Annotated in this window: 20 protein-coding genes; 10 read left to right on the plus strand and 10 right to left on the minus strand. The window is 65.4% G+C overall.

The window, feature by feature from the left end; genetic code table 11:
- Positions 1-8: 8 nt before the first annotated feature.
- Positions 9-1,133: a LysM peptidoglycan-binding domain-containing protein gene (locus AAIL68_RS11340; protein ID WP_347139888.1), complete on the plus strand. Its 1,125-nt coding sequence runs from the start codon at positions 9-11 to the stop codon at positions 1,131-1,133.
- A gap of 64 nt (positions 1,134-1,197) precedes the next feature.
- Positions 1,198-1,494: a PRC-barrel domain-containing protein gene (locus AAIL68_RS11345; RefSeq protein ID WP_347139889.1), complete on the plus strand. Its 297-nt coding sequence runs from the start codon at positions 1,198-1,200 to the stop codon at positions 1,492-1,494.
- A 30-nt stretch (positions 1,495-1,524) separates the two neighbouring features.
- On the opposite strand, the gene AAIL68_RS11350 is transcribed toward AAIL68_RS11345, so the two are convergent.
- The 7 genes from AAIL68_RS11350 to purC form a co-directional block, all read right to left on the minus strand.
- Complete coding sequence (locus AAIL68_RS11350; RefSeq protein WP_347139890.1) at positions 1,525-2,856, minus strand: glutamine synthetase family protein; 1,332 nt, start codon at positions 2,854-2,856, stop codon at positions 1,525-1,527.
- A gap of 3 nt (positions 2,857-2,859) precedes the next feature.
- Positions 2,860-3,684, minus strand: a complete 825-nt coding sequence (locus tag AAIL68_RS11355; protein WP_347139891.1) for an ABC transporter permease subunit — start codon at positions 3,682-3,684, stop codon at positions 2,860-2,862.
- A complete protein-coding gene (locus AAIL68_RS11360) occupies positions 3,681-4,562 on the minus strand; it encodes an ABC transporter permease subunit (RefSeq protein WP_347139892.1) in 882 nt (293 codons plus the stop codon). The genes AAIL68_RS11355 and AAIL68_RS11360 overlap by 4 nt, the downstream gene beginning before the upstream one ends.
- Before the next feature lie 23 nt (positions 4,563-4,585).
- Positions 4,586-5,308, minus strand: a complete 723-nt coding sequence (locus tag AAIL68_RS11365; RefSeq protein WP_347139893.1) for a transporter substrate-binding domain-containing protein — start codon at positions 5,306-5,308, stop codon at positions 4,586-4,588.
- A 27-nt stretch (positions 5,309-5,335) separates the two neighbouring features.
- Entirely contained in the window at positions 5,336-6,127 is a 792-nt protein-coding gene (locus AAIL68_RS11370) for an ATP-binding cassette domain-containing protein (RefSeq protein ID WP_347139931.1), read from the minus strand.
- An 84-nt stretch (positions 6,128-6,211) separates the two neighbouring features.
- Positions 6,212-6,463, minus strand: coding sequence for a phosphoribosylformylglycinamidine synthase subunit PurS (gene purS / locus AAIL68_RS11375; protein WP_347139894.1), 252 nt, complete (start codon positions 6,461-6,463; stop codon positions 6,212-6,214).
- An 11-nt stretch (positions 6,464-6,474) separates the two neighbouring features.
- A complete protein-coding gene (gene purC / locus AAIL68_RS11380) occupies positions 6,475-7,236 on the minus strand; it encodes a phosphoribosylaminoimidazolesuccinocarboxamide synthase (protein ID WP_268941687.1) in 762 nt (253 codons plus the stop codon).
- Positions 7,237-7,366: 130 nt separating this feature from the next.
- Between purC and AAIL68_RS11385 the strand changes: the two genes are divergently transcribed.
- Positions 7,367-7,684: a DUF1476 domain-containing protein gene (locus AAIL68_RS11385; RefSeq protein ID WP_347139932.1), complete on the plus strand. Its 318-nt coding sequence runs from the start codon at positions 7,367-7,369 to the stop codon at positions 7,682-7,684.
- Positions 7,685-7,714: 30 nt separating this feature from the next.
- On the opposite strand, the gene AAIL68_RS11390 is transcribed toward AAIL68_RS11385, so the two are convergent.
- From AAIL68_RS11390 to AAIL68_RS11400, 3 genes are read right to left on the minus strand one after another with little or no spacing between them, the layout of a single operon-like run.
- Positions 7,715-9,019, minus strand: coding sequence for an MATE family efflux transporter (locus tag AAIL68_RS11390; RefSeq protein WP_347139895.1), 1,305 nt, complete (start codon positions 9,017-9,019; stop codon positions 7,715-7,717).
- Between the two features lie 11 nt (positions 9,020-9,030).
- Positions 9,031-9,534, minus strand: a complete 504-nt coding sequence (locus AAIL68_RS11395; protein WP_347139896.1) for a PaaI family thioesterase — start codon at positions 9,532-9,534, stop codon at positions 9,031-9,033.
- Positions 9,534-9,953, minus strand: coding sequence for a PaaI family thioesterase (locus tag AAIL68_RS11400; RefSeq protein WP_347139933.1), 420 nt, complete (start codon positions 9,951-9,953; stop codon positions 9,534-9,536). The genes AAIL68_RS11395 and AAIL68_RS11400 overlap by 1 nt, the downstream gene beginning before the upstream one ends.
- Before the next feature lie 156 nt (positions 9,954-10,109).
- Here AAIL68_RS11400 and AAIL68_RS11405 point away from each other — a divergent pair, with 156 nt between their 5' ends.
- The 7 genes from AAIL68_RS11405 to AAIL68_RS11435 all read left to right on the plus strand — a co-directional run bounded on the left by AAIL68_RS11405 (position 10,110) and on the right by AAIL68_RS11435 (position 17,561).
- Entirely contained in the window at positions 10,110-10,490 is a 381-nt protein-coding gene (locus AAIL68_RS11405; RefSeq protein ID WP_347139897.1) for a MerR family DNA-binding transcriptional regulator, read from the plus strand.
- Positions 10,491-10,612: 122 nt separating this feature from the next.
- Positions 10,613-11,011, plus strand: a complete 399-nt coding sequence (locus tag AAIL68_RS11410; RefSeq protein ID WP_347139898.1) for a MerR family DNA-binding transcriptional regulator — start codon at positions 10,613-10,615, stop codon at positions 11,009-11,011.
- A 4-nt stretch (positions 11,012-11,015) separates the two neighbouring features.
- Positions 11,016-12,788, plus strand: a complete 1,773-nt coding sequence (locus tag AAIL68_RS11415; RefSeq protein ID WP_347139899.1) for an acyl-CoA dehydrogenase C-terminal domain-containing protein — start codon at positions 11,016-11,018, stop codon at positions 12,786-12,788.
- Between the two features lie 276 nt (positions 12,789-13,064).
- Positions 13,065-13,706: a glutathione S-transferase family protein gene (locus AAIL68_RS11420; RefSeq protein ID WP_347139900.1), complete on the plus strand. Its 642-nt coding sequence runs from the start codon at positions 13,065-13,067 to the stop codon at positions 13,704-13,706.
- Positions 13,703-14,914, plus strand: coding sequence for an acetyl-CoA C-acetyltransferase (locus AAIL68_RS11425; protein ID WP_347139901.1), 1,212 nt, complete (start codon positions 13,703-13,705; stop codon positions 14,912-14,914). Before AAIL68_RS11420 ends, AAIL68_RS11425 begins: the two co-directional genes overlap by 4 nt.
- Positions 14,914-15,381 (plus strand): cupin domain-containing protein, encoded by a 468-nt coding sequence (locus tag AAIL68_RS11430; protein ID WP_347139902.1) that lies wholly within the window; start codon positions 14,914-14,916, stop codon positions 15,379-15,381. Before AAIL68_RS11425 ends, AAIL68_RS11430 begins: the two co-directional genes overlap by 1 nt.
- Entirely contained in the window at positions 15,378-17,561 is a 2,184-nt protein-coding gene (locus AAIL68_RS11435; protein ID WP_347139903.1) for a 3-hydroxyacyl-CoA dehydrogenase NAD-binding domain-containing protein, read from the plus strand. Before AAIL68_RS11430 ends, AAIL68_RS11435 begins: the two co-directional genes overlap by 4 nt.
- Positions 17,562-17,563: the final 2 nt, after the last annotated feature.

Consider the following 17,563-nt stretch of genomic DNA (forward strand, 5'->3'; position numbering starts at 1 on the left):
CAAGAACGATGAGCAGGACTTTCAGATCGGCTGCCAGGGCCGGGACGGCGGCGCTTCTTCTGGCATCTTGCGGGGCGACCGGCTTCGATCCCGATCTGCGCGGCTGGATGCCCGGCGCCCTGAACACGGCGGATGCCGCCGCCCGCGCCGCGCCGCGCCCGCAGCCCGACAGCCGGGGCATCATCAGCTTTCCGAACTATCAGGTCGTGGTCGCGCAGAGCGGCGACACCCCCGCAGCCATCGCCCGGGGCCTTGGCATCGACGCCGCGCGTCTGGCGCAGCACAACGCCTTGCCCCCAGGCGCCCCGCTGGCTGCGGGCCAGACGCTTGTCCTGCCGCAACGGGTCGGTGCGACAGTCGCCGGCGGCGGTGCGGTCGTCCGGGATCCCTTCGCAGGGCAGCCCGCGCCTAAACAGGGAACGGCCGCACCGGCTGCAAGCCCCGCCCCCGCCACATCGGCCGACCCCGCCCAGCATGTCGTCGCCGCGGGCGAGACGGCATGGTCCATCGCGCGGAAATACGATGTCGCCGTGCAGGATCTGGCCGTCTGGAACGGGCTTCCCACCAGCATGTCGCTGCGGGTGGGCCAGCGGCTGGTGATCCCCGTGGCGGGCAAGAAGCCGCCGAAACCCGTGGCCGTGACCACCATGCCCGGCAGCGGCAGCCCGACGCCCCGCCCCCCTTCGGCGGCAGAGCCCTTGCCGTCCGAAAAGACCGCCCCCGCCGCCGCGCCCGGCCCCAAGGCGCCCGAAACCGATCTGGGCGCGACGCGGACGGCAGCCTCGGCCGGAGGGCGCTTCCAGATGCCCGTGTCGGGGTCGATCATCCGCGTCTATGAAAAGGGCAGGAACGACGGCATCGACATCTCGGCCACGGCCGGAACGGCGGTGAAGGCGGCTGGCCGGGGCACCGTGGCGGCAGTCACCAAGGACACCGGCGGCACCCCCATCGTCGTGGTGCGGCATGACGGCAACCTGATGACGGTCTATACCGGATTGGACGGCCTGGACGTTGCCAAGGGGGACAGCGTCTCGGCGGGCCAAGCCATCGGCAAGGCGGGCCGGGGCGGCTTTGTCCATTTCGAGGTGCGTCAGGGCTTCGACAGCGTGGACCCCGAGAAGTACCTGAACTGACCGGACGGAACGCCTGCCCCCGCCGGACGTTGGCCTGCGATGACCAAGCCAAGGGAGGACAGGCATGGACCATTCCGAACATCCCCGGCTTCTGCCGGATGAACTGACCGACGCGGTGCTGACCGGTGCCACGATCTATGGCCCCGGCGACGACAGCGTGGGCACCGTGTCCCATGTGCATGGATCGGGCAGCAGCGCGCAGGTGGTGATCGACGTGGGCGGTTTCCTGGGGATCGGGTCCAAGCCGGTGCTGGTGCCGGTATCCGACCTGGACCTGATGCGCGACGGTGACGGCGTCGTCCATGGCGTGTCGCGGTGGAGCAAGGAAGACCTGAAGGCCCTGCCCGAACATACCGACTGACCGACGGGGCGGCGGCTGGCTCGCCGCCCCTCACACGGTGTCGAGATAAAGCTCCACCGTTTCCTCGTCCGACAGTTCGGCCATGTAGTGCAGTTCCTGCCGCTTGGTCATCACGAAGTTCTCGATCAGGTGGGCGGGGAAGATGCGCCGCATCTCGGGGCTGGTGTCGAAGGCGTTGATGGCCTCGCCCCAAGTGCCGGGCAACTGGTCCAGCCTCTGGTCATAGGCGTTGCCCTTGAAGGGCTCGGGCGCCTCCAGCTTGTCTTGGATGCCGTTCAGCGCCGCCCCCAGGATCGCCGCCACCGTCAGATAGGGGTTCACGTCGCCCCCCGCCACGCGATGTTCGATCCGCCGCGCCTTCGGCCCCGACGACGGGATGCGGATCGCCGCCGTCCGGTTCTCATAGGCCCAGCCGATGCCGGTCGGCGCGTGGGCATTCGGCACCAGCCGGTCATAGCTGTTTTCGTGCGGCGCAAACAGCAGCGTCGATCCCGGCATCGCGCGCAGGCATCCGGCGACCGCCTGACGCAGCGCCTCGGTCCCTTCCTCGCCGCCATTGTCGAAAATGTTGCGCCCCGACTTGTCGAGGATCGAGAAATGCATGTGCATCCCGTTTCCCGAAAACGTTTCATAGGGCTTGGCCATGAAGCTGCCGGCAAAACCGTATTGGCGGGCGATCCCCTTGACCAGCATCTTGAACAGCCAGGCATCGTCCGCCGCTTTCAGCGGGTCGGGCTGGTGCATCAGGTTGATCTCGAACTGCCCCGGCCCGGCTTCCGAGATCGCGGTGTCGGCGGGAATGTCCATCGCCTCGCAGGCGTCGTAAAGCCTTGTGAAGAACTGGTCGAAAGCGTCCAGGGCCTTGAGGCTCAGCACCTCGCCACCTGTGCGGCGCTTGCCGGAACGCGGGCTTGGCGGAACGCGAAGCTGGCGGCCGGAATCGTCGATCAGGAAGAACTCCAGCTCGGTCGCGACGACCGGGGTCAGCCCGGCCTCTTTGTAGCGTTCGACCACGCGGGCCAGGGCCTGGCGCGGATCGCCTTCATAGGGACGGCCATCGGGATGGAACATCCACAAGGGCAGCAGGGCTGTCGGCGCGTCCAGCCAGGGCATCGGCAGGAAGCCCCGTTCGGTCGGCAGCAGCAGCCCGTCGGGATCGCCGATCTGGAAGACCAGCGGGCTGTCCTCGACATCCTCGCCCCAGATGTCCAGGTTCAGGACCGAGAACGGGAACTTCGTGCCTTCGTCCAGAACCTTTCCGGCATAGCGGGCCGGGATGCGCTTGCCGCGCGCGACCCCGTTCAGGTCCGCTGCGGCCACGCGGATCGTCTTGACCTCGGGGTGTTCTTTCAGCCAGTCCATGTCTCACCGGAAGATTTGCGGGCGGTATCTGATGCGTCGGGCGGCGCCGGGCAGATGGCGGTTCAGGCGCCGGTTCACGATGCCGAACAGCCCGATCAGCGTCAGCGTGCAAAGAATGAAATAACCCGCCACGATGGGATAAGCGACGAAGGGGTTGAAGGTCTGGCCCGCGAAATAGCTGGCGTAATACAGGCTGTCGCCCCGCTGCTGGAAGGCCGGGAAGCCGGAAAAGAACACCAGCGTGGTCGCGTGGAACAGGAAGATCGCCTCGTTCGTATAGGACGGCCAAGCCAGGCGCAGCATGGTGGGCCACAACACGCGGCGGAACTTGGTCCAGCCGGTCATGCCATAGGCTTCGGCGGCCTCGATGTCGCCCTTGGGCACTGCCATCAGCGCACCGTAAAAGATCTGCGCGGAATAGGCGGCGGTGTTCAGCGTCAGCACGATCAGCGCCCCGGCCCAGGCCTTGGCCAGCCAGCTTGTCGCCACTGTCAGGCCGAAGATTTCGACGCCGGCGCGGGGCAGCAGCACCAGAGCCTCGTAGGCCAGGAAGAACTGGATGAACAGCGGACTGCCGCGAAAGACGAAGATGAAGGCCTCGGCGGGCTTGCGCAGCAGGGGATTGGTGCTGGTCTTGGCCAGCGCCAGCCCGGTCGCCAGGAAGAACCCGAACAGCAGCGCGAAGAAGGCGAAATACAGGTTCCAGATCAGGCCCGAGCCGATCAACGTGAACTGCTGGCACAGCGTGAAGTCGCTGCGCGGCAGCAGCCGTTCGCCAAAGCCCAGCGACCGCAGCCCATAGTCAAGGATCGTCTGCGCGCAGGTCATAGCGCGCCCGCCTTGCGCTGCGCCTCGCCCGCCATGGTGGCCTGGCCCCTGGTCAGGCGGGCGGTCATCCGGTCCAGCACCTTTTCCGACACCCAGGTCATCAGCAAATAGAAGGCCAGCACGACCAGGAAGTAATACAGCCGCCAGTCGGGATGCGGATAGGCGAAGGACCGCGTCTTGGCCCCGCCCAGTTCGCGGGCCCAGTAAACGATATCCTCGATCCCCAGCAGGAACAGCAGGGGCGTGGCCTTGATGAGGATCATCCACAAGTTCGACAGGCCCGGCAGCGCATAGGTCCACATCTGCGGCACCAGGATGCGGCGCGTAACCTGCCGGGGGGTCATGCCGTAGGCCTCGGCCGTTTCCAGTTGCGCGCGGGGGACGGCCTGCATGGCGCCATACAGCACATTGGCCGCGAAGGCGCCGAAGACGATGGAAAAGGCGATGACCGCCAGAACCATGGCATAGATGTCATGGACCCATTCGGGGCTGGTGGACAAGGGCAGCTTCGCCGCCGCGCAGACGACGAAATCGTTGCCTTGCCGCACCGGCGCGTCGCTGTCGCACAAGGCCTTGTGGCGCAGCCATTCCAGGCCTTGGTCCAAGGCGATCGGCACGAACAGGAAGAAGATGATGTCAGGCACGCCCCGCACCATCGCCGTATAGATCCGCCCGAACCAGCGGACCGGCGCGATGCGGGACCGGGACGCCATCGCGCCGCCATATCCGAACAGCAGCGCGACCGGGGCGGTGATCGCCAGAAGCAACAGCACCACGGCGAAGCTGGCATAGAACAGCAGGTGCGTGCCGGTCGTCAGATAACATGACAACCAGGCAAGCTCTTCCAGCACCGATGGGTCGCTGCAATAGGAAAACATCACTCGCCCCGTGGCGCCTCAGGTCATTCGTAGGTCTGCGCCTCGTCGCCAAAATGCTTCTTGATCAGCGCGTTCAGGCTGCCGTCTTCCTTCATCGAGGTGATGGCCGCGTCCAGTTTCTCGCGCAATTCGGTGTCGGACTTGCGCAGGCCCACGCCGATGCCCTCGTCCAGCTTGACCTGCTCGCCTACGAAGACCAGGTCGTTGCTGTCCTCGACAAAGGGGCGCATCACCTCGTGGTCGCCAAAGCCCGCATCCGCCTCTCCGTTGCGGATGGCGGCCAGAACCTGGTCGATGTTCGGGAACTCCAGCATCGTCGCGCCGGTTTCCGCGATATGGGAGGCCTGCACGGTGCCGGTCTGGACCGCGATCACGCCGCCCTCCAGATCCACCCCATCGTTCAACGCGACATAGGACGACGGCGCGGGCGGCAGGTAATCCTGGGTGAAGTCGATGACGGCCTTACGTTCCTCGTTGATGCTCATCGCGGCCATGATCGTGTCATAGTTCGACGACACCAGGTTGGGGATGATCGAATCCCAGTCGTTCTTGACCCAGGTGCAGTCCAGTTGCGCGCGCTTGCACAGCTCGTCGCCCAGTTCCCGCTCGAACCCCGCGACCTCGCCATTGTCGTCGATGAAGTTGTACGGAGGATAGGCGCCCTCGGTCCCCATGCGGACGGTCTGGGCCAGGCCCATGCCTGCGGTCAGCGCCAGGGCAGTCGCGGCAATCAGCAGTTTCTTCATTCTGTTGTCTCCTGTTGGTACGTCTTGTCAGTGCGTCGAGGCACTGAGGAACTGGCGCAGCCGATCCGTCTGCGGCGCGCCGAAAAGCTGTTCGGGCGGGCCTTCCTCGGCGATCAGGCCCTGGTGGAGGAAAACCACATGGTCGCTGACATCGGCGGCCAGCCGCATGTCGTGCGTCACAATGATCATGGTGCGGTGTTCGCCCGCCAGATCCTTGATGACGCGGACGACCTCCTGCTGCAATTCGGGATCCAGCGCGCTTGTCGGTTCGTCGAACAGCAGCGCCTTGGGCTGCATGCAAAGCGCGCGGGCGATGGCTGCGCGCTGCTGCTGGCCCCCTGACAGTTGCGCGGGCCAGGCGTCGCATTTGTTGCCGATACCGACCTTGTCCAGCAGCGCGCGGGCGCGCGCCTCGACCTGGGCGCGGTCCTCTCCCAGAACGGTCACCGGGGCCTCCATGACGTTCTGCAGGATCGTCATGTGGGACCACAGGTTGAACTGCTGGAAGACCATCGACAGGTTGGTGCGGAACCGCATCACCTGCGCGCGGTCGGCGGGCACGCGCGCCGCGCCCTGCCCTTTCCAGCGGACGGATTCCCCTTCAAAGGCGATCTCGCCCGCCTGGCTGTTTTCCAGCAGGTTGCAGCAGCGCAGCAGCGTGGACTTGCCCGACCCCGACGATCCGATCAGGCTGACCACATGCCCGCGCGGGGCCGTCATGCTGACGCCCTTCAGAACCTCGACCGAGCCATAGGCCTTGTGAAGCCCCTGGATATGGATCACGGGCGCGGCATCGGTCGGGACGGCTTTATCGTTCATCATCGGCGCATTGGGCGATAATCCCGGCGCATTTGCAACGGGGTCTGCGGGGCAACCTGACGATAAACGCAGGTTGCCGCTGCGTCAGACAATCTCGACCGAGTATTTCTCGATCACGGTATTGGCCAGAAGCCCTTCGCACATCTTCTCGACTTCGGCCTTGGCCTGCGCCGCGTCGGTCGCCTCCAGGTCCAGCTCGATCAGCTTGCCCTGTCGGACGCCCGCGACGCCCCGGTGGCCCAGGCCGCCAAGCGCGTGGCGGATCGCCTCGCCCTGCGGATCCAGAACGCCATCCTTCAGCATGATCGTGACCCGGGCTTTTAGGGGGGCTTTCATGGCGTCTTCCTTCAGTTGATCGCAGTCGGTTTCAGGCTGGTGGTGTTGGCGGGCATCAGGCCAAGACGACGCGCGACCTCGGTATAGGCATCGGTCAGGTTGCCCAGGTCGCGGCGGAACACGTCCTTGTCCAGCTTCTGCCCGGTCTTCATGTCCCACAACCGGCAACTGTCGGGGCTGATCTCGTCCGCGACGATCAGGCGCATGAAGTCGTTGTCCCAGACGCGGCCGATCTCGATCTTGAAGTCGATCAGCTTGATGCCGACGCCATAGAAGACGCCCGACAGGAAGTCGTTGACGCGCAGCGCCAGCGACACGATGTCGTCCAGATCCTGCTGGGTCGCCCAGCCGAAGGCGATGATGTATTCCTCGGACACCATCGGATCGCCCAGTTCGTCGTTCTTGAAGCTGTATTCGACGATGGGGCGCGGCAGCAGCGTGCCTTCCTCAAGCCCCAGGCGCTTGGACAGCGATCCGGCGGCGAAGTTGCGCACGATCACCTCCAGCGGCACGATCTCGACTTGGCGGATCAATTGCTCGCGCATGTTGATGCGGCGGATGAAGTGGTTGGGGACGCCGATATTCGTCAGCCCGTTCATGAAGAATTCGGACAAACGGTTGTTCAGGACGCCCTTGCCTTCGATCACGGCCTTTTTCTGCGCGTTGAAGGCGGTCGCGTCGTCCTTGAAATACTGGACAAGCGTGCCGGGTTCAGTGCCCTCGTACAGGATCTTCGCCTTGCCTTCGTAGATCTTCTTGCGGCGCGGTGCCATGGCGGGCGTCCTTTCGCATATCCCTTGTCCCCGCGCCTTACCTTACAAGCGGCACCGGGGGCAATACGAGAGGCTTGCAAGCCTTCGCAGCCGGGCTAAGATCCGTGTTCAAGGCAACATGGAGGCCATGATGACCACCTTCGACGACCGGGAACGCGCCTACGAGACGAAGTTCGCCCATGATGCCGAACTGCGCTTCAAGGCCGAGGCGCGGCGCAACCGCCTGCTGGGCGAATGGGCGGCAAGCCTCATGGGGATGCAGGGCGACGAGGCGCACCGCTATGCCCTGACCGTCGTCACCTCGGACTTCGAGGGGGCGGGAACGCATGATGTCAGCCGCAAGCTGGCCGCCGATCTGGAGGGCCGGGCGGATGAGGCCGATATCCGCGCCAAGATGGCCGAACTGATGGACGTTGCCCGCAGGCAGGTCATCGACGAAAGCGAATGACCGGCAGGGGCCGTCCGGCCCCTTCCTTCGTCACGCCGGCATCGCCGCAGCCTCGGCGCGAGGGTAGCGCAGCGCCATGGTGATGCCGCGCGACAGGTTCAGCGCCATCAGCGCGGCCCAAAGTCCATGGTTGCCCCAAACGGGCGGCAGCAGCAGGACGGCGGCCAGGAAGACAAGGGCCGACCAGATCATCGCCACGCGCATGTCGCGCGTCAGCGTCGCACCGATGAAGATGCCGTCCAGCATCCAGGCCCCCACGCCGACCAGCGGCGCAAGCCCCAGCCAGGGCAGGTAAAGGCGCGCCTCGGCCCGCACTTCTGGCGAGGTCGTCAGCAGGTCGATGATCGCCCCGCCGCCCAGCCAGAAGGCCAGAGCCAGGACCGCCGCCCCGCCGGCGCCCCAGGCCGAGGTCAGGGCCGAGGCCAGCCGGACACCGCCCGGCCTGCGGGCGCCGACGGCCTGCCCCACCAGGCTTTCGGCGGCAAAGGCAAAGCCGTCCAGGGCATAGGCGGTAATCGACAGGAATTGCAGCAGCACCTGGTTCGCGGCCAGCGTCACGTCCCCCTGCCCGGCCGCCAGGAACACGAAGCTGGTAAAGCTGGCCTGCAGCAGCACCGACCGGATCATGATGTCGCTGTTCACGCGCGCCAGGCGGTTCAGCTTGTCCCGCGCGAACAGGCCCGCCGCAGCCAGCCCCTGCGCCATGGCCCCGCGGGTCATCCACAACCCCAGCAGCAGCCCGCACCATTCGGACAGCAGCGTGGCTGCGGCAACTCCCGGCACGCCAAGCCCCAGCCCCAACACGAGCCAGACCGACAGGACTGCGTTCAGTCCGTTCTGCACCAGTTGCAGCAGCAGGACCGACCTGGCCCGCTCGACCGCGATCAGCCAGCCGGTGATGGCGTAAAGCGCGATGGTGGCGGGCGCCCCCCAGATGCGGATCGTCAGATAGCCCCGCGCCAGCGCCTCGACCGCCGCCGAGGTTGGCGCCAGCTGGAAGGCAGCCCAGAAGATCGCGCCCTGGCACAGGATGAAGAAAGCCCCCACAGACCCCGCAATGGCAAGCGCGCGCAGCAGATGCGCGCCCGCCTCGGCCCTGTCGCCCGCGCCTTGCGCCTGCGCCACGAGGCCCGAGGTGCCCATCCGAAGAAACCCGAAGATCCAGTAGATCGAGGTCAGGATCACCGACCCGATGGCGACGGCGCCGATGGCCTGGGGCTGGCCAAGCTGCCCGATCACGCCGGTGTCCACCAGCCCCAGCAGCGGAACCGTGGCATTCGACAGAACGATGGGGAGGGCAATCGCCAGCACCCGCCGGTGGGTCAGCCTGTCCATGTCCGCGCTGCTCAGCCCTGCGGCATCAGGAAATGCCCCGTGGCCTGCGCCAGCAGCCGCGAACGGTTGTCCTGCCAGGCCTCGACCTGGACGCTTGCATAGCGCCGCCCCGACCGCACCACCCTGGCGCGGGCATAGGCATCGCGCGGCAATCCGCTGCGCAGATAATCCACCGTGAAGTCGATGGTCTTCGGCAGGCGCGGCAGGCTGGCGCCGACGGCGGCGTCGGGGACGATGCGGCCAGACTCCATATCCTCCCACATGGCGGCCCAAGCCAGTTCGATGATCGCCGTGGTTTCCAGGAAGGCCGCCGTCACCCCGCCATGCAGCGCGGGCAGCAACGGGTTGCCGATCAGCTTTTCATCGTAAGGCAGGGTGGCGGTCAGTTCGTCCCCGCGCCGGTCGAAGCGGATGCCCAGCCAGGTCAGGTAGGGCACGCCCGATACAAGGGCGGACAGGGCCGAATCGCGGCGCGACTTGATCTGGTCCAGCGGTTCGCGGCGGTCCATGGCCATCACCTTTCGACCGTGAAGGTGCCGGTGGCGGCGGCGACGGGGTTGGCTTCATCCTCGTCCAGGGCCACGGCGCGGACAAAGGCCACGCTGCGCGTCAGGTGATAGCATTCGGCCCGCGCCGTGATCCGCTGCCCCTTGGTCGCGGACCGCATGTAGTCGATGCGCAGGTCGATGGTCGCCGTGGAGCCCGGCCCCGAGGGATGGGACATCACCGCCGCCCCGCAGCAGGTATCCATCAGCGCCGACACCACGCCGCCATGCACCACCCCGCTGCGCGGGTCGCCGACCAGATGTTCGGCCCAGGGCATGCTGATGACCGCCGTCCCCGCGCCGAGCGCATCGACCCGCATCCCCAGGGCGCGCGCATGGGGAATCGCCTCGATGAACTGCTGCGCGATTCGCGTCTGGTCGATGTTCACGGTCTTGCCATCTTCCACGATTGCCGCCTTCCTGTTCGTGCCACGCTATGCCCGACAGGCTTTCTTGCTCAAGCCCGCAGACAAAGACTTGCGCATAGGTTGAGAAGCGCCTTGCGACAAGCTAGCCTTCCCGAAAATCGGAACCAGGAGGGGCGGATGCCGGGCGAGCAGACGATCAGCTTCAAGGACATGTGCGCGCGCTTCGACGTAACCCCCCGCACGCTGCGCTATTACGAATATATCGAACTTCTCAGCCCCCGGAAGGAAGGCCGCGCGCGCTTTTACGGTCCCCGCGAAGTCGCCCGCATGACGCTGATCCTGCGCGGCCGCCGCTTTGGCTTCTCGCTCGAGGAAATCCGGCAGTGGCTGCTGATCTATGAACAAAAGGGATCGCGCGAACAGTACCAGGTCTGGCTGGATCTGGCGGACCGCCAGCTGAAGGTTCTGGACGGCCAGATCGCCGAGCTGAACGCTGCCCGCGCCGATCTGCAGGCCCTGCGCGAAACGGCCGCGCAAGAGTTGAGCAAGATGGGTTGACCCGGCGTCACGCTTCGCCTTGACTTCACCTGTGACGCGGCGTCTTGCTTACGTTCGCGTCAACTTGGCCCTATATCTGCGGTCAAGGACGGCAGACGGTGAATGAGGAGGAACCGCGATCCATGTCCGACGAGCTGATGACGATTCGCCAGATGTGCGATGCGTTCGGCGTCACCCCCCGCACGCTGCGCTTTTATGAGGCGCGCGAGCTGATCTTTCCCGAACGTCGCGGGCAGCATCGCCTGTATGACCGCCGGGACAGGGCGCGGCTGACGCTGATCCTGCGCGGCAAGCGGTTCGGCTTCAGCTTGGAGGAAATCCGCCAGTTGCTGGAGCTTTACGAGCCCGGCGGCACGAACAAGACGCAGATCGCCGCGACCATCGCGGTCGGACGGCAGCGCCTTGCGGACATGGAGCGCCAGTATGCTGAACTGAGCGAGGCGATCGTCGAACTCAAGACTCAGCTTTCCGATGCAGAAACCCGCCTGAACGCCGCGTCCAAAGCCAAAAGCACAGGGTAGCGCCATGACCATCTACAACCCGCCGATCCGCGACATGCAGTTTGCGCTGCATGACGTTCTGAAGCTGTCGCAATCCGGCCTGCCCGGCCACGCCGATCTGGATCCCGACTTCACCGAGGCGATCCTGGACGCCGCCGGCAAGCTGGCGGCCGAGGTTCTGGCGCCGCTGAACGCGGTGGGCGACCGGCAGGGTTGCCGCCTTGAGAATGGCGTGGTGCGCACGCCCGACGGTTTCGACAAGGCCTTCCAGGCGATGAAGGACGGCGGCTGGACGGCGCTTGACTGCGATCCCGAATATGGCGGCCAGGGGATGCCCTATGTCATGGGCGTGGCGACCGGAGAGATGTTCGTGTCGGCCAACATGGCCTTCAACATGTACCAGGGCCTGACCCACGGCGCCTATTCCGCGATCCACGTCCACGGGACCGAGGAACAGAAGCGGACCTATCTACCGAAGATGGTGTCCTGCGACTGGACCGGTACCATGAACCTGACCGAGCCGCATAGCGGCACCGATCTGGGCATCCTGCGCACCAAGGCGGAACCGCAGGCCGATGGCAGCTACCTGATCACGGGCCAGAAGATCTTCATCTCGGCGGGCGATCACGACCTGGCGGAAAACGTCATCCACCTGGTTCTGGCCAAGGCGCCCGGCGGGGGCGAGGGCACCAAGGGCATCAGCCTGTTCATCGTTCCGAAGTTTCTGGTGAACGAGGACGGATCTCTGGGCGCGCGCAACCCCGTCTCGGTCGGCAAGATCGAGGAGAAGATGGGCATCCACGGCAATGCGACCTGCGTCATGAACTATGACGGTGCCAAGGGGTGGCTGCTGGGCGATCTGCACAAGGGGATGCGGGCCATGTTCACGATGATGAACGAAGCCCGCCTTGGCGTCGGCCTGCAAGGCTATGCCTGCGCCGTGCCCGCCTATCAGAACGCCGTCGCCTATGCCAGGGATCGCCTGCAGGGCCGCGCGGTGACGGGGGCTGCCAATCCGCAGGGACCGGCCGACCCGCTGATCGTCCATCCAGACATCCGCCGCAGCCTGATGGACCAGAAGTCTTTTCTGGAAGGCGCGCGGATGCTGGTCCTGTGGGGCGCGCACCTGATCGACAAGGCGCATCAGGGGGACGTGGATGCCGAAGGGCTGGTATCGCTGCTGACCCCTGTCATCAAGGGCTTCCTGACCGACAAGGGGTTCGAGACGGCCGTTCTGGCCCAGCAGGTCTTCGGTGGCCACGGCTATATCGAGGAATCAGGCATGTCGCAGTTCGTCCGCGATGCCCGGATCACCATGATCTATGAAGGCGCGAACGGCGTGCAGGCCCTGGATCTGGTCGGGCGCAAGCTGGCGCAGGACGGCGGCAAGCATGTCATGGCTTTCTTCGAACTGGTCAAGGCCTTCTGCAGGCAGCATGGCGACAGCGCCATTGCCGCCGATTTCATCGCGCCCCTGAAGGCCGCGTCGAAGGATCTGCAGACCGCCGCCATGTTCTTCATGGAACGCGGCATGAAGAACCCCAACGACGCCCTGTCAGGCAGCTATGACTTCATGCACCTGTTCGGCCATGTCGTGCTTGGGCTGATGTGGGGACAGATGGCGGTCGCGGCGCAGACAACCCTGGTCGCGGGCACGGGCGACGCGGCGTTCCTGAAGACCAAACTGGCGACCGGGCGCTATTACATGAAGCGGCAGTTGCCCATGACCGCCACGCATCTGGCGCGTATCCAGTCGGGGGCGGAGCCGGTGATGGAACTGGAGGCGGAGGCGTTCTGACGGGATCGCGTGTGGAGAGGTCGCGTGGGTATTTGTGCAAAGAAGAAGCACGAAGCTGGTGCGCCCCGGCCCCTCCTGCCTTCCGGCAGGCTCGGCATGTCTCAGCCAGGAACCGGGGCGGCTTCTCCTTTGGCGGTCATCGGCTCCCCAGCCTGTACCGCGTCGTCAGGATTAGCCCAGAAACCTTGAGAAAGGATTAACTCGGCCGCTTCTTCTTTGTGAAAATACCCCCGCGGGGGTCCGGGGGCGCGAAGCCCCCGGCGGTGGAGGATAAGAATGACCGCGCAACTCTGGTGCTTTGGCGAATCCGGCAACGCCTACAAGGCGGCGCTGACGATGGAACTGGCGGGCTATGACTGGACGCCCTTCTATGTCGATTTCTTCAACGGCGAGGCGCGCAGCCCCGCCTTCCGTGCCATCAACGCCATGGGCGAGGTTCCGGTTTTCCGCGAAGGCGACCTGACCCTGACGCAATCCGCCGTGATCCAGCTTCACATCGCCGAACGGACCGGCAGGTTCCTGGGCCGCGACCGGAACGAAACCCTGCGCTGGTTGATGTTCGACAATCACAAGCTGTCGGGCCAGGCCGGACCCGCGCGGTTCCTGCTGAACTTCCTGCCCGAAGGCAAGCGCCCGGCAGGCGCGGCGGAATACCTGCAGGGCCGATTAAAGGCAGCCTACAAAGTGCTGAACGACCACCTGTCCACCCGCGAATGGGTCGCCGACAGCACCCCCACCATTGCCGACTTCGCTTGCTGCGGATACCTGTTCTACCCCGAGCCCTTCGGCTTCGACCGCACGGACTGGCCCCATATCGACCGCTGGCTGGACGGGCTCAAAGCCCTGCCCGGCTGGAAACACCCCTATGATCTGATGCCCGGCAATCCATCGGACCGGGCGCCGAAGGAGGACGCATGACCGACGCCTTTATCTATGACGCCGCCCGCACGCCGCGCGGCAAGGGCCGTTCCGACGGCAGCCTGCACGAAGTGACCTCGCTGGCCCTGTCGGCCCGACTGCTGAACGCCGTCAAGGAACGCAACAACCTGGAAGGCAACGCGGTCGAGGATGTGATCTGGGGCAATGTCACCCAGGTCAAGGAACAGGGCGGCTGCCTGGCGCGGTCCGCCGTGCTGGCCTCGGACCTGGACGAACGCATTCCCGGCCTGTCGATCAACCGCTTCTGCGCCAGCGGCATGGAGGCCGTGAACCTGGCCGCCAACCAGGTCAAGGCAGGCGCAGGCAACGGCTATATCGCCGGGGGCGTCGAGATGATGAGCCGGGTGCCCATGGGCAGCGACGGGGCGGCCATCGCCGTCGATCCGTCCTTGGCGATGAAGACCTATTTCGTGCCCCAGGGCATCAGCGCCGACATCATCGCCACCGAATACGGCTTCACCCGCGAGGAGGCCGACAAGCTGGCCGTGGAAAGCCAGAACCGCGCCGCGCGCGCATGGGAGGAAGGTCGCTTTGCCCGCTCCATCGTGCCGGTCCGGGACCAGAACGGCCTGACCATCCTTGACCGCGACGAATACATGCGCCCCGGCACGACCATGGAAGATCTGGCCAAGCTGAAGCCCGCCTTCAAGGACATGGGCGAGGTGATGCCCGGCTTCGACAAGGTCGCGATGCTGAAATACCCGCATCTGGATCATATCGACCACATTCACCATGCCGGGAACAGCAGCGGCATCGTGGACGGCGCCGCCGCCGTGCTGATCGGGAACGAAGACTTTGGCAAGGCGCATGGCTTGAAGCCCCGCGCCCGCATCCGCGCCACCGCCAAGATCGGCACCGATCCCACGATCATGCTGACCGGCCCGGTTCCCGTGACCGAAAAGATCCTGTCCGACAGCGGCATGTCCATCAGTGACATCGACCTGTTCGAGGTGAACGAGGCCTTCGCCGCCGTGGTCCTGCGCTTCATGCAGGCCTTCCAGGTCGATCCCGGCAAGGTCAACGTGAACGGCGGCGCGATGGCCATGGGCCACCCCCTGGGAGCGACCGGCGCGATCATCATCGGCACTCTGCTGGATGAGCTGGAACGGCAGGACAAGAACGTCGGCCTTGCAACCTTGTGCATCGCGTCAGGGATGGGCGCGGCCACCATCATCGAGCGCGTGTGATGATCCTGCGCAAGGACAGCGTGCCCTTGACCGAGGCGGTTTCGGGCTATCCCGAACCCTACAATCTCGGTCGCAGCTTCCTGTCCTATCGCCACCTGACCGAGGCGGGTGGGCTGACCCAGTTCGGCATCGCCTTGGAAACGCTGCATCCGGGCAAGCAGTCAAGCCAACCGCATTGGGAACAGCATGAGGACGAGTTCCTCTACATGCTGGAAGGCGAACTGACCGTGATCGAGGACGGCGTGCCTGTCGTCATCCATCCCGGCGATGCCTGCTGCTGGAAGGCGGGCACTCCGGTCGCTCATACGCTGCAGAACCATACCGGCAAGCCTGCCGTCTATCTGATCGCGGGCAGCCGAAACCCGAACAACATCACGCATTATCCGGGCCTCGACATGATCGCGACGCCACGAGGGTACACGCATCTGGACGGCACCCCCTACTCGACCAAGGGAGAGAACGAATGACCGATTTCACCATGCAGAAGGACGCCGATGGCGTCGCCGTCATCACCTGGGACGTGCCCGGCAAGTCGATGAACGTGCTGTCGCTGGAGGGCGCGTCCGAACTGAACGCGCTGATCGACGATGCCCTGGCCGATCAGGCCGTCAAGGGCATCGTCATCACCAGCGGCAAGAAGGACTTTGCCGCCGGGATGGACCTGAACGTCATCGCGGGCATGAAGAAGGGCGGCGCGCAGGCGGTGTTCGACGGGATCATGTCGCTGCACCACGTCCTGCGCAAGATAGAGCGGGCGGGCATGGACCCGAAAACGCTCAAGGGCGGCAAGCCCATCGCCACCGCACTGCCCGGCACGGCGCTTGGCATCGGGCTTGAACTACCGCTGGCCACGCACCGCATCTTTGCCGCCGACAACCCGAAGGCCAAGATCGGCCTGCCCGAGATCATGGTCGGCATCTTCCCCGGTGGTGGCGGCACCATCCGCCTGTCGCGCAAGCTGGGTGCCATGGCCGCAGCGCCCTTCCTGCTGGAAGGCAAGCTGTCTGAGCCGAAGAAGGCCAAGGCCGCCGGGCTGATCGACGAGGTGGTGGACGATCCGGTTGCCGCCGCGCGCGAGTGGGTGCTGAACGCGAAGGACACCGATCTGGTCAAGCCTTGGGACCAGAAGGGCTACAAGATGCCGGGGGGAGAGCCCTATCACCCTGCGGGCTTCATGACCTTCGTGGGCGCATCCGCCATGGTCAACGCCAAGACCATGGGCGTCTATCCCGCCGCCAAAGCGCTGCTATCGGCCGTCTATGAAGGCGCGCAGGTGCCCTTTGACACGGCGCTGAAGGTCGAGGCGCGCTGGTTCACCAATGTGCTGATGAACCCCTCATCGACCGCGATGATCCGCAGCCTGTTCATCAACAAGGAGGCGCTGGAGAAGGGCGCGAACCGCCCCGAAGCGCCGGACCAGTCGGTGAAGAAGGTCGGCATTCTGGGCGCGGGCATGATGGGGGCGGGCATCGCCTATGTCAGCGCCATGGCGGGGATCCAGGTGGTGCTGATCGACGCGAAACAGGAAGCCGCCGACAAGGGCAAGTCCTATTCCGAAGGGCTGCTGGACAAGGCCATCAGCCGCAAGAAATCGACCGAGGACAAGAAGGCCGAGGTGCTGGCCCGCATCACCGCCACCACCGATTACGCCGCGCTTGAAGGCTGCGACCTGATCGTGGAAGCGGTATTCGAGGATCCGCAGGTCAAGGCCGAGGTCACGAAGAAGGCCGAGGCTGTGATCCCCGAAGGCGCGATCTTCGCCACCAATACCTCGACCCTGCCGATCAGCGACCTGGCGAAGGCCAGCGCCCGTCCCGACCAGTTCATCGGCATCCATTTCTTCAGCCCCGTGGACAAGATGATGCTGGTCGAGATCATCAAGGGGCGCGAAACCGGCCCCGTGGCGGTTGCCAAGGCGCTGGATTTCGTGCGCCAGATCCGCAAGACGCCGATCGTGGTGAACGATGCGCGTTTCTTCTATGCCAACCGCTGCATCATTCCCTATATCAACGAAGGCATCCGCATGGTGGCCGAGGGGGTGAATCCGGTCCTGGTGGAAAATGCCGCCAAGATGATGGGGATGCCGCTTGGCCCGCTGCAACTGGTCGATGAAACCAGCATCGACCTGGGCGTGAAGATCGCCAAGGCCACCCGCGCGGCCATGGGTGACGCCTATCCCGACAGCGCGGTGGACGAGGTGCTGTTCTGGATGGCCGATCAGGGCCGCCTGGGGCGCAAGTCGAACGCGGGCTTCTATGCCTATGACGCGGATGGCAAGCGGCAGGGACTGTGGGATGGGCTGGCGGCGCAGTATCCGCAGTCGGACGACCAGCCGGGCCTGACCACCGTGCAGCACCGCCTGATGTTCGCGCAGACGCTGGAGGCCGTGCGCGCCCTTGAACAGGGCGTGCTGGAGGACATCCGCGAAGGCGACGTGGGCGCGATTCTCGGCTGGGGATTTGCACCTTGGACGGGTGGGCCCTTCGCCTGGCTGGACATGCTGGGCGCGACCCGCGCGGTCGAAATCTGCGACCGGCTGACTGCCGCTTACGGCGACCGCTTCGCCGCGCCGCAGATGCTGCGCGACATGGTGGACAGCGGGCGGGGCTTCTATGACCGTTACGGCAGCGGCAAGAAGGCTGCCTGATC

The sequence above is a fragment of the Paracoccus sp. SSK6 genome (genome assembly GCF_039770665.1).
Taxonomy (GTDB): Bacteria; Pseudomonadota; Alphaproteobacteria; order Rhodobacterales; family Rhodobacteraceae; genus Paracoccus.

What these genes read in the sequence shown, in the direction of transcription:
- AAIL68_RS11340 (WP_347139888.1), top strand. Translation starts at nt 9, where the DNA reads ATGAGCAGGACTTTCAGATCGGCTGCCAGGGCCGGGACGGCGGCGCTT.
- AAIL68_RS11345 (WP_347139889.1), top strand. Translation starts at nt 1,198, where the DNA reads ATGGACCATTCCGAACATCCCCGGCTTCTGCCGGATGAACTGACCGAC.
- AAIL68_RS11350 (WP_347139890.1), bottom strand. Translation starts at nt 2,856, where the DNA reads ATGGACTGGCTGAAAGAACACCCCGAGGTCAAGACGATCCGCGTGGCC.
- AAIL68_RS11355 (WP_347139891.1), bottom strand. Translation starts at nt 3,684, where the DNA reads ATGACCTGCGCGCAGACGATCCTTGACTATGGGCTGCGGTCGCTGGGC.
- AAIL68_RS11360 (WP_347139892.1), bottom strand. Translation starts at nt 4,562, where the DNA reads ATGTTTTCCTATTGCAGCGACCCATCGGTGCTGGAAGAGCTTGCCTGG.
- AAIL68_RS11365 (WP_347139893.1), bottom strand. Translation starts at nt 5,308, where the DNA reads ATGAAGAAACTGCTGATTGCCGCGACTGCCCTGGCGCTGACCGCAGGC.
- AAIL68_RS11370 (WP_347139931.1), bottom strand. Translation starts at nt 6,127, where the DNA reads ATGAACGATAAAGCCGTCCCGACCGATGCCGCGCCCGTGATCCATATC.
- purS (WP_347139894.1), bottom strand. Translation starts at nt 6,463, where the DNA reads ATGAAAGCCCCCCTAAAAGCCCGGGTCACGATCATGCTGAAGGATGGC.
- purC (WP_268941687.1), bottom strand. Translation starts at nt 7,236, where the DNA reads ATGGCACCGCGCCGCAAGAAGATCTACGAAGGCAAGGCGAAGATCCTG.
- AAIL68_RS11385 (WP_347139932.1), top strand. Translation starts at nt 7,367, where the DNA reads ATGACCACCTTCGACGACCGGGAACGCGCCTACGAGACGAAGTTCGCC.
- AAIL68_RS11390 (WP_347139895.1), bottom strand. Translation starts at nt 9,019, where the DNA reads ATGGACAGGCTGACCCACCGGCGGGTGCTGGCGATTGCCCTCCCCATC.
- AAIL68_RS11395 (WP_347139896.1), bottom strand. Translation starts at nt 9,534, where the DNA reads ATGGCCATGGACCGCCGCGAACCGCTGGACCAGATCAAGTCGCGCCGC.
- AAIL68_RS11405 (WP_347139897.1), top strand. Translation starts at nt 10,110, where the DNA reads ATGCCGGGCGAGCAGACGATCAGCTTCAAGGACATGTGCGCGCGCTTC.
- AAIL68_RS11410 (WP_347139898.1), top strand. Translation starts at nt 10,613, where the DNA reads ATGTCCGACGAGCTGATGACGATTCGCCAGATGTGCGATGCGTTCGGC.
- AAIL68_RS11415 (WP_347139899.1), top strand. Translation starts at nt 11,016, where the DNA reads ATGACCATCTACAACCCGCCGATCCGCGACATGCAGTTTGCGCTGCAT.
- AAIL68_RS11420 (WP_347139900.1), top strand. Translation starts at nt 13,065, where the DNA reads ATGACCGCGCAACTCTGGTGCTTTGGCGAATCCGGCAACGCCTACAAG.
- AAIL68_RS11425 (WP_347139901.1), top strand. Translation starts at nt 13,703, where the DNA reads ATGACCGACGCCTTTATCTATGACGCCGCCCGCACGCCGCGCGGCAAG.
- AAIL68_RS11430 (WP_347139902.1), top strand. Translation starts at nt 14,914, where the DNA reads ATGATCCTGCGCAAGGACAGCGTGCCCTTGACCGAGGCGGTTTCGGGC.
- AAIL68_RS11435 (WP_347139903.1), top strand. Translation starts at nt 15,378, where the DNA reads ATGACCGATTTCACCATGCAGAAGGACGCCGATGGCGTCGCCGTCATC.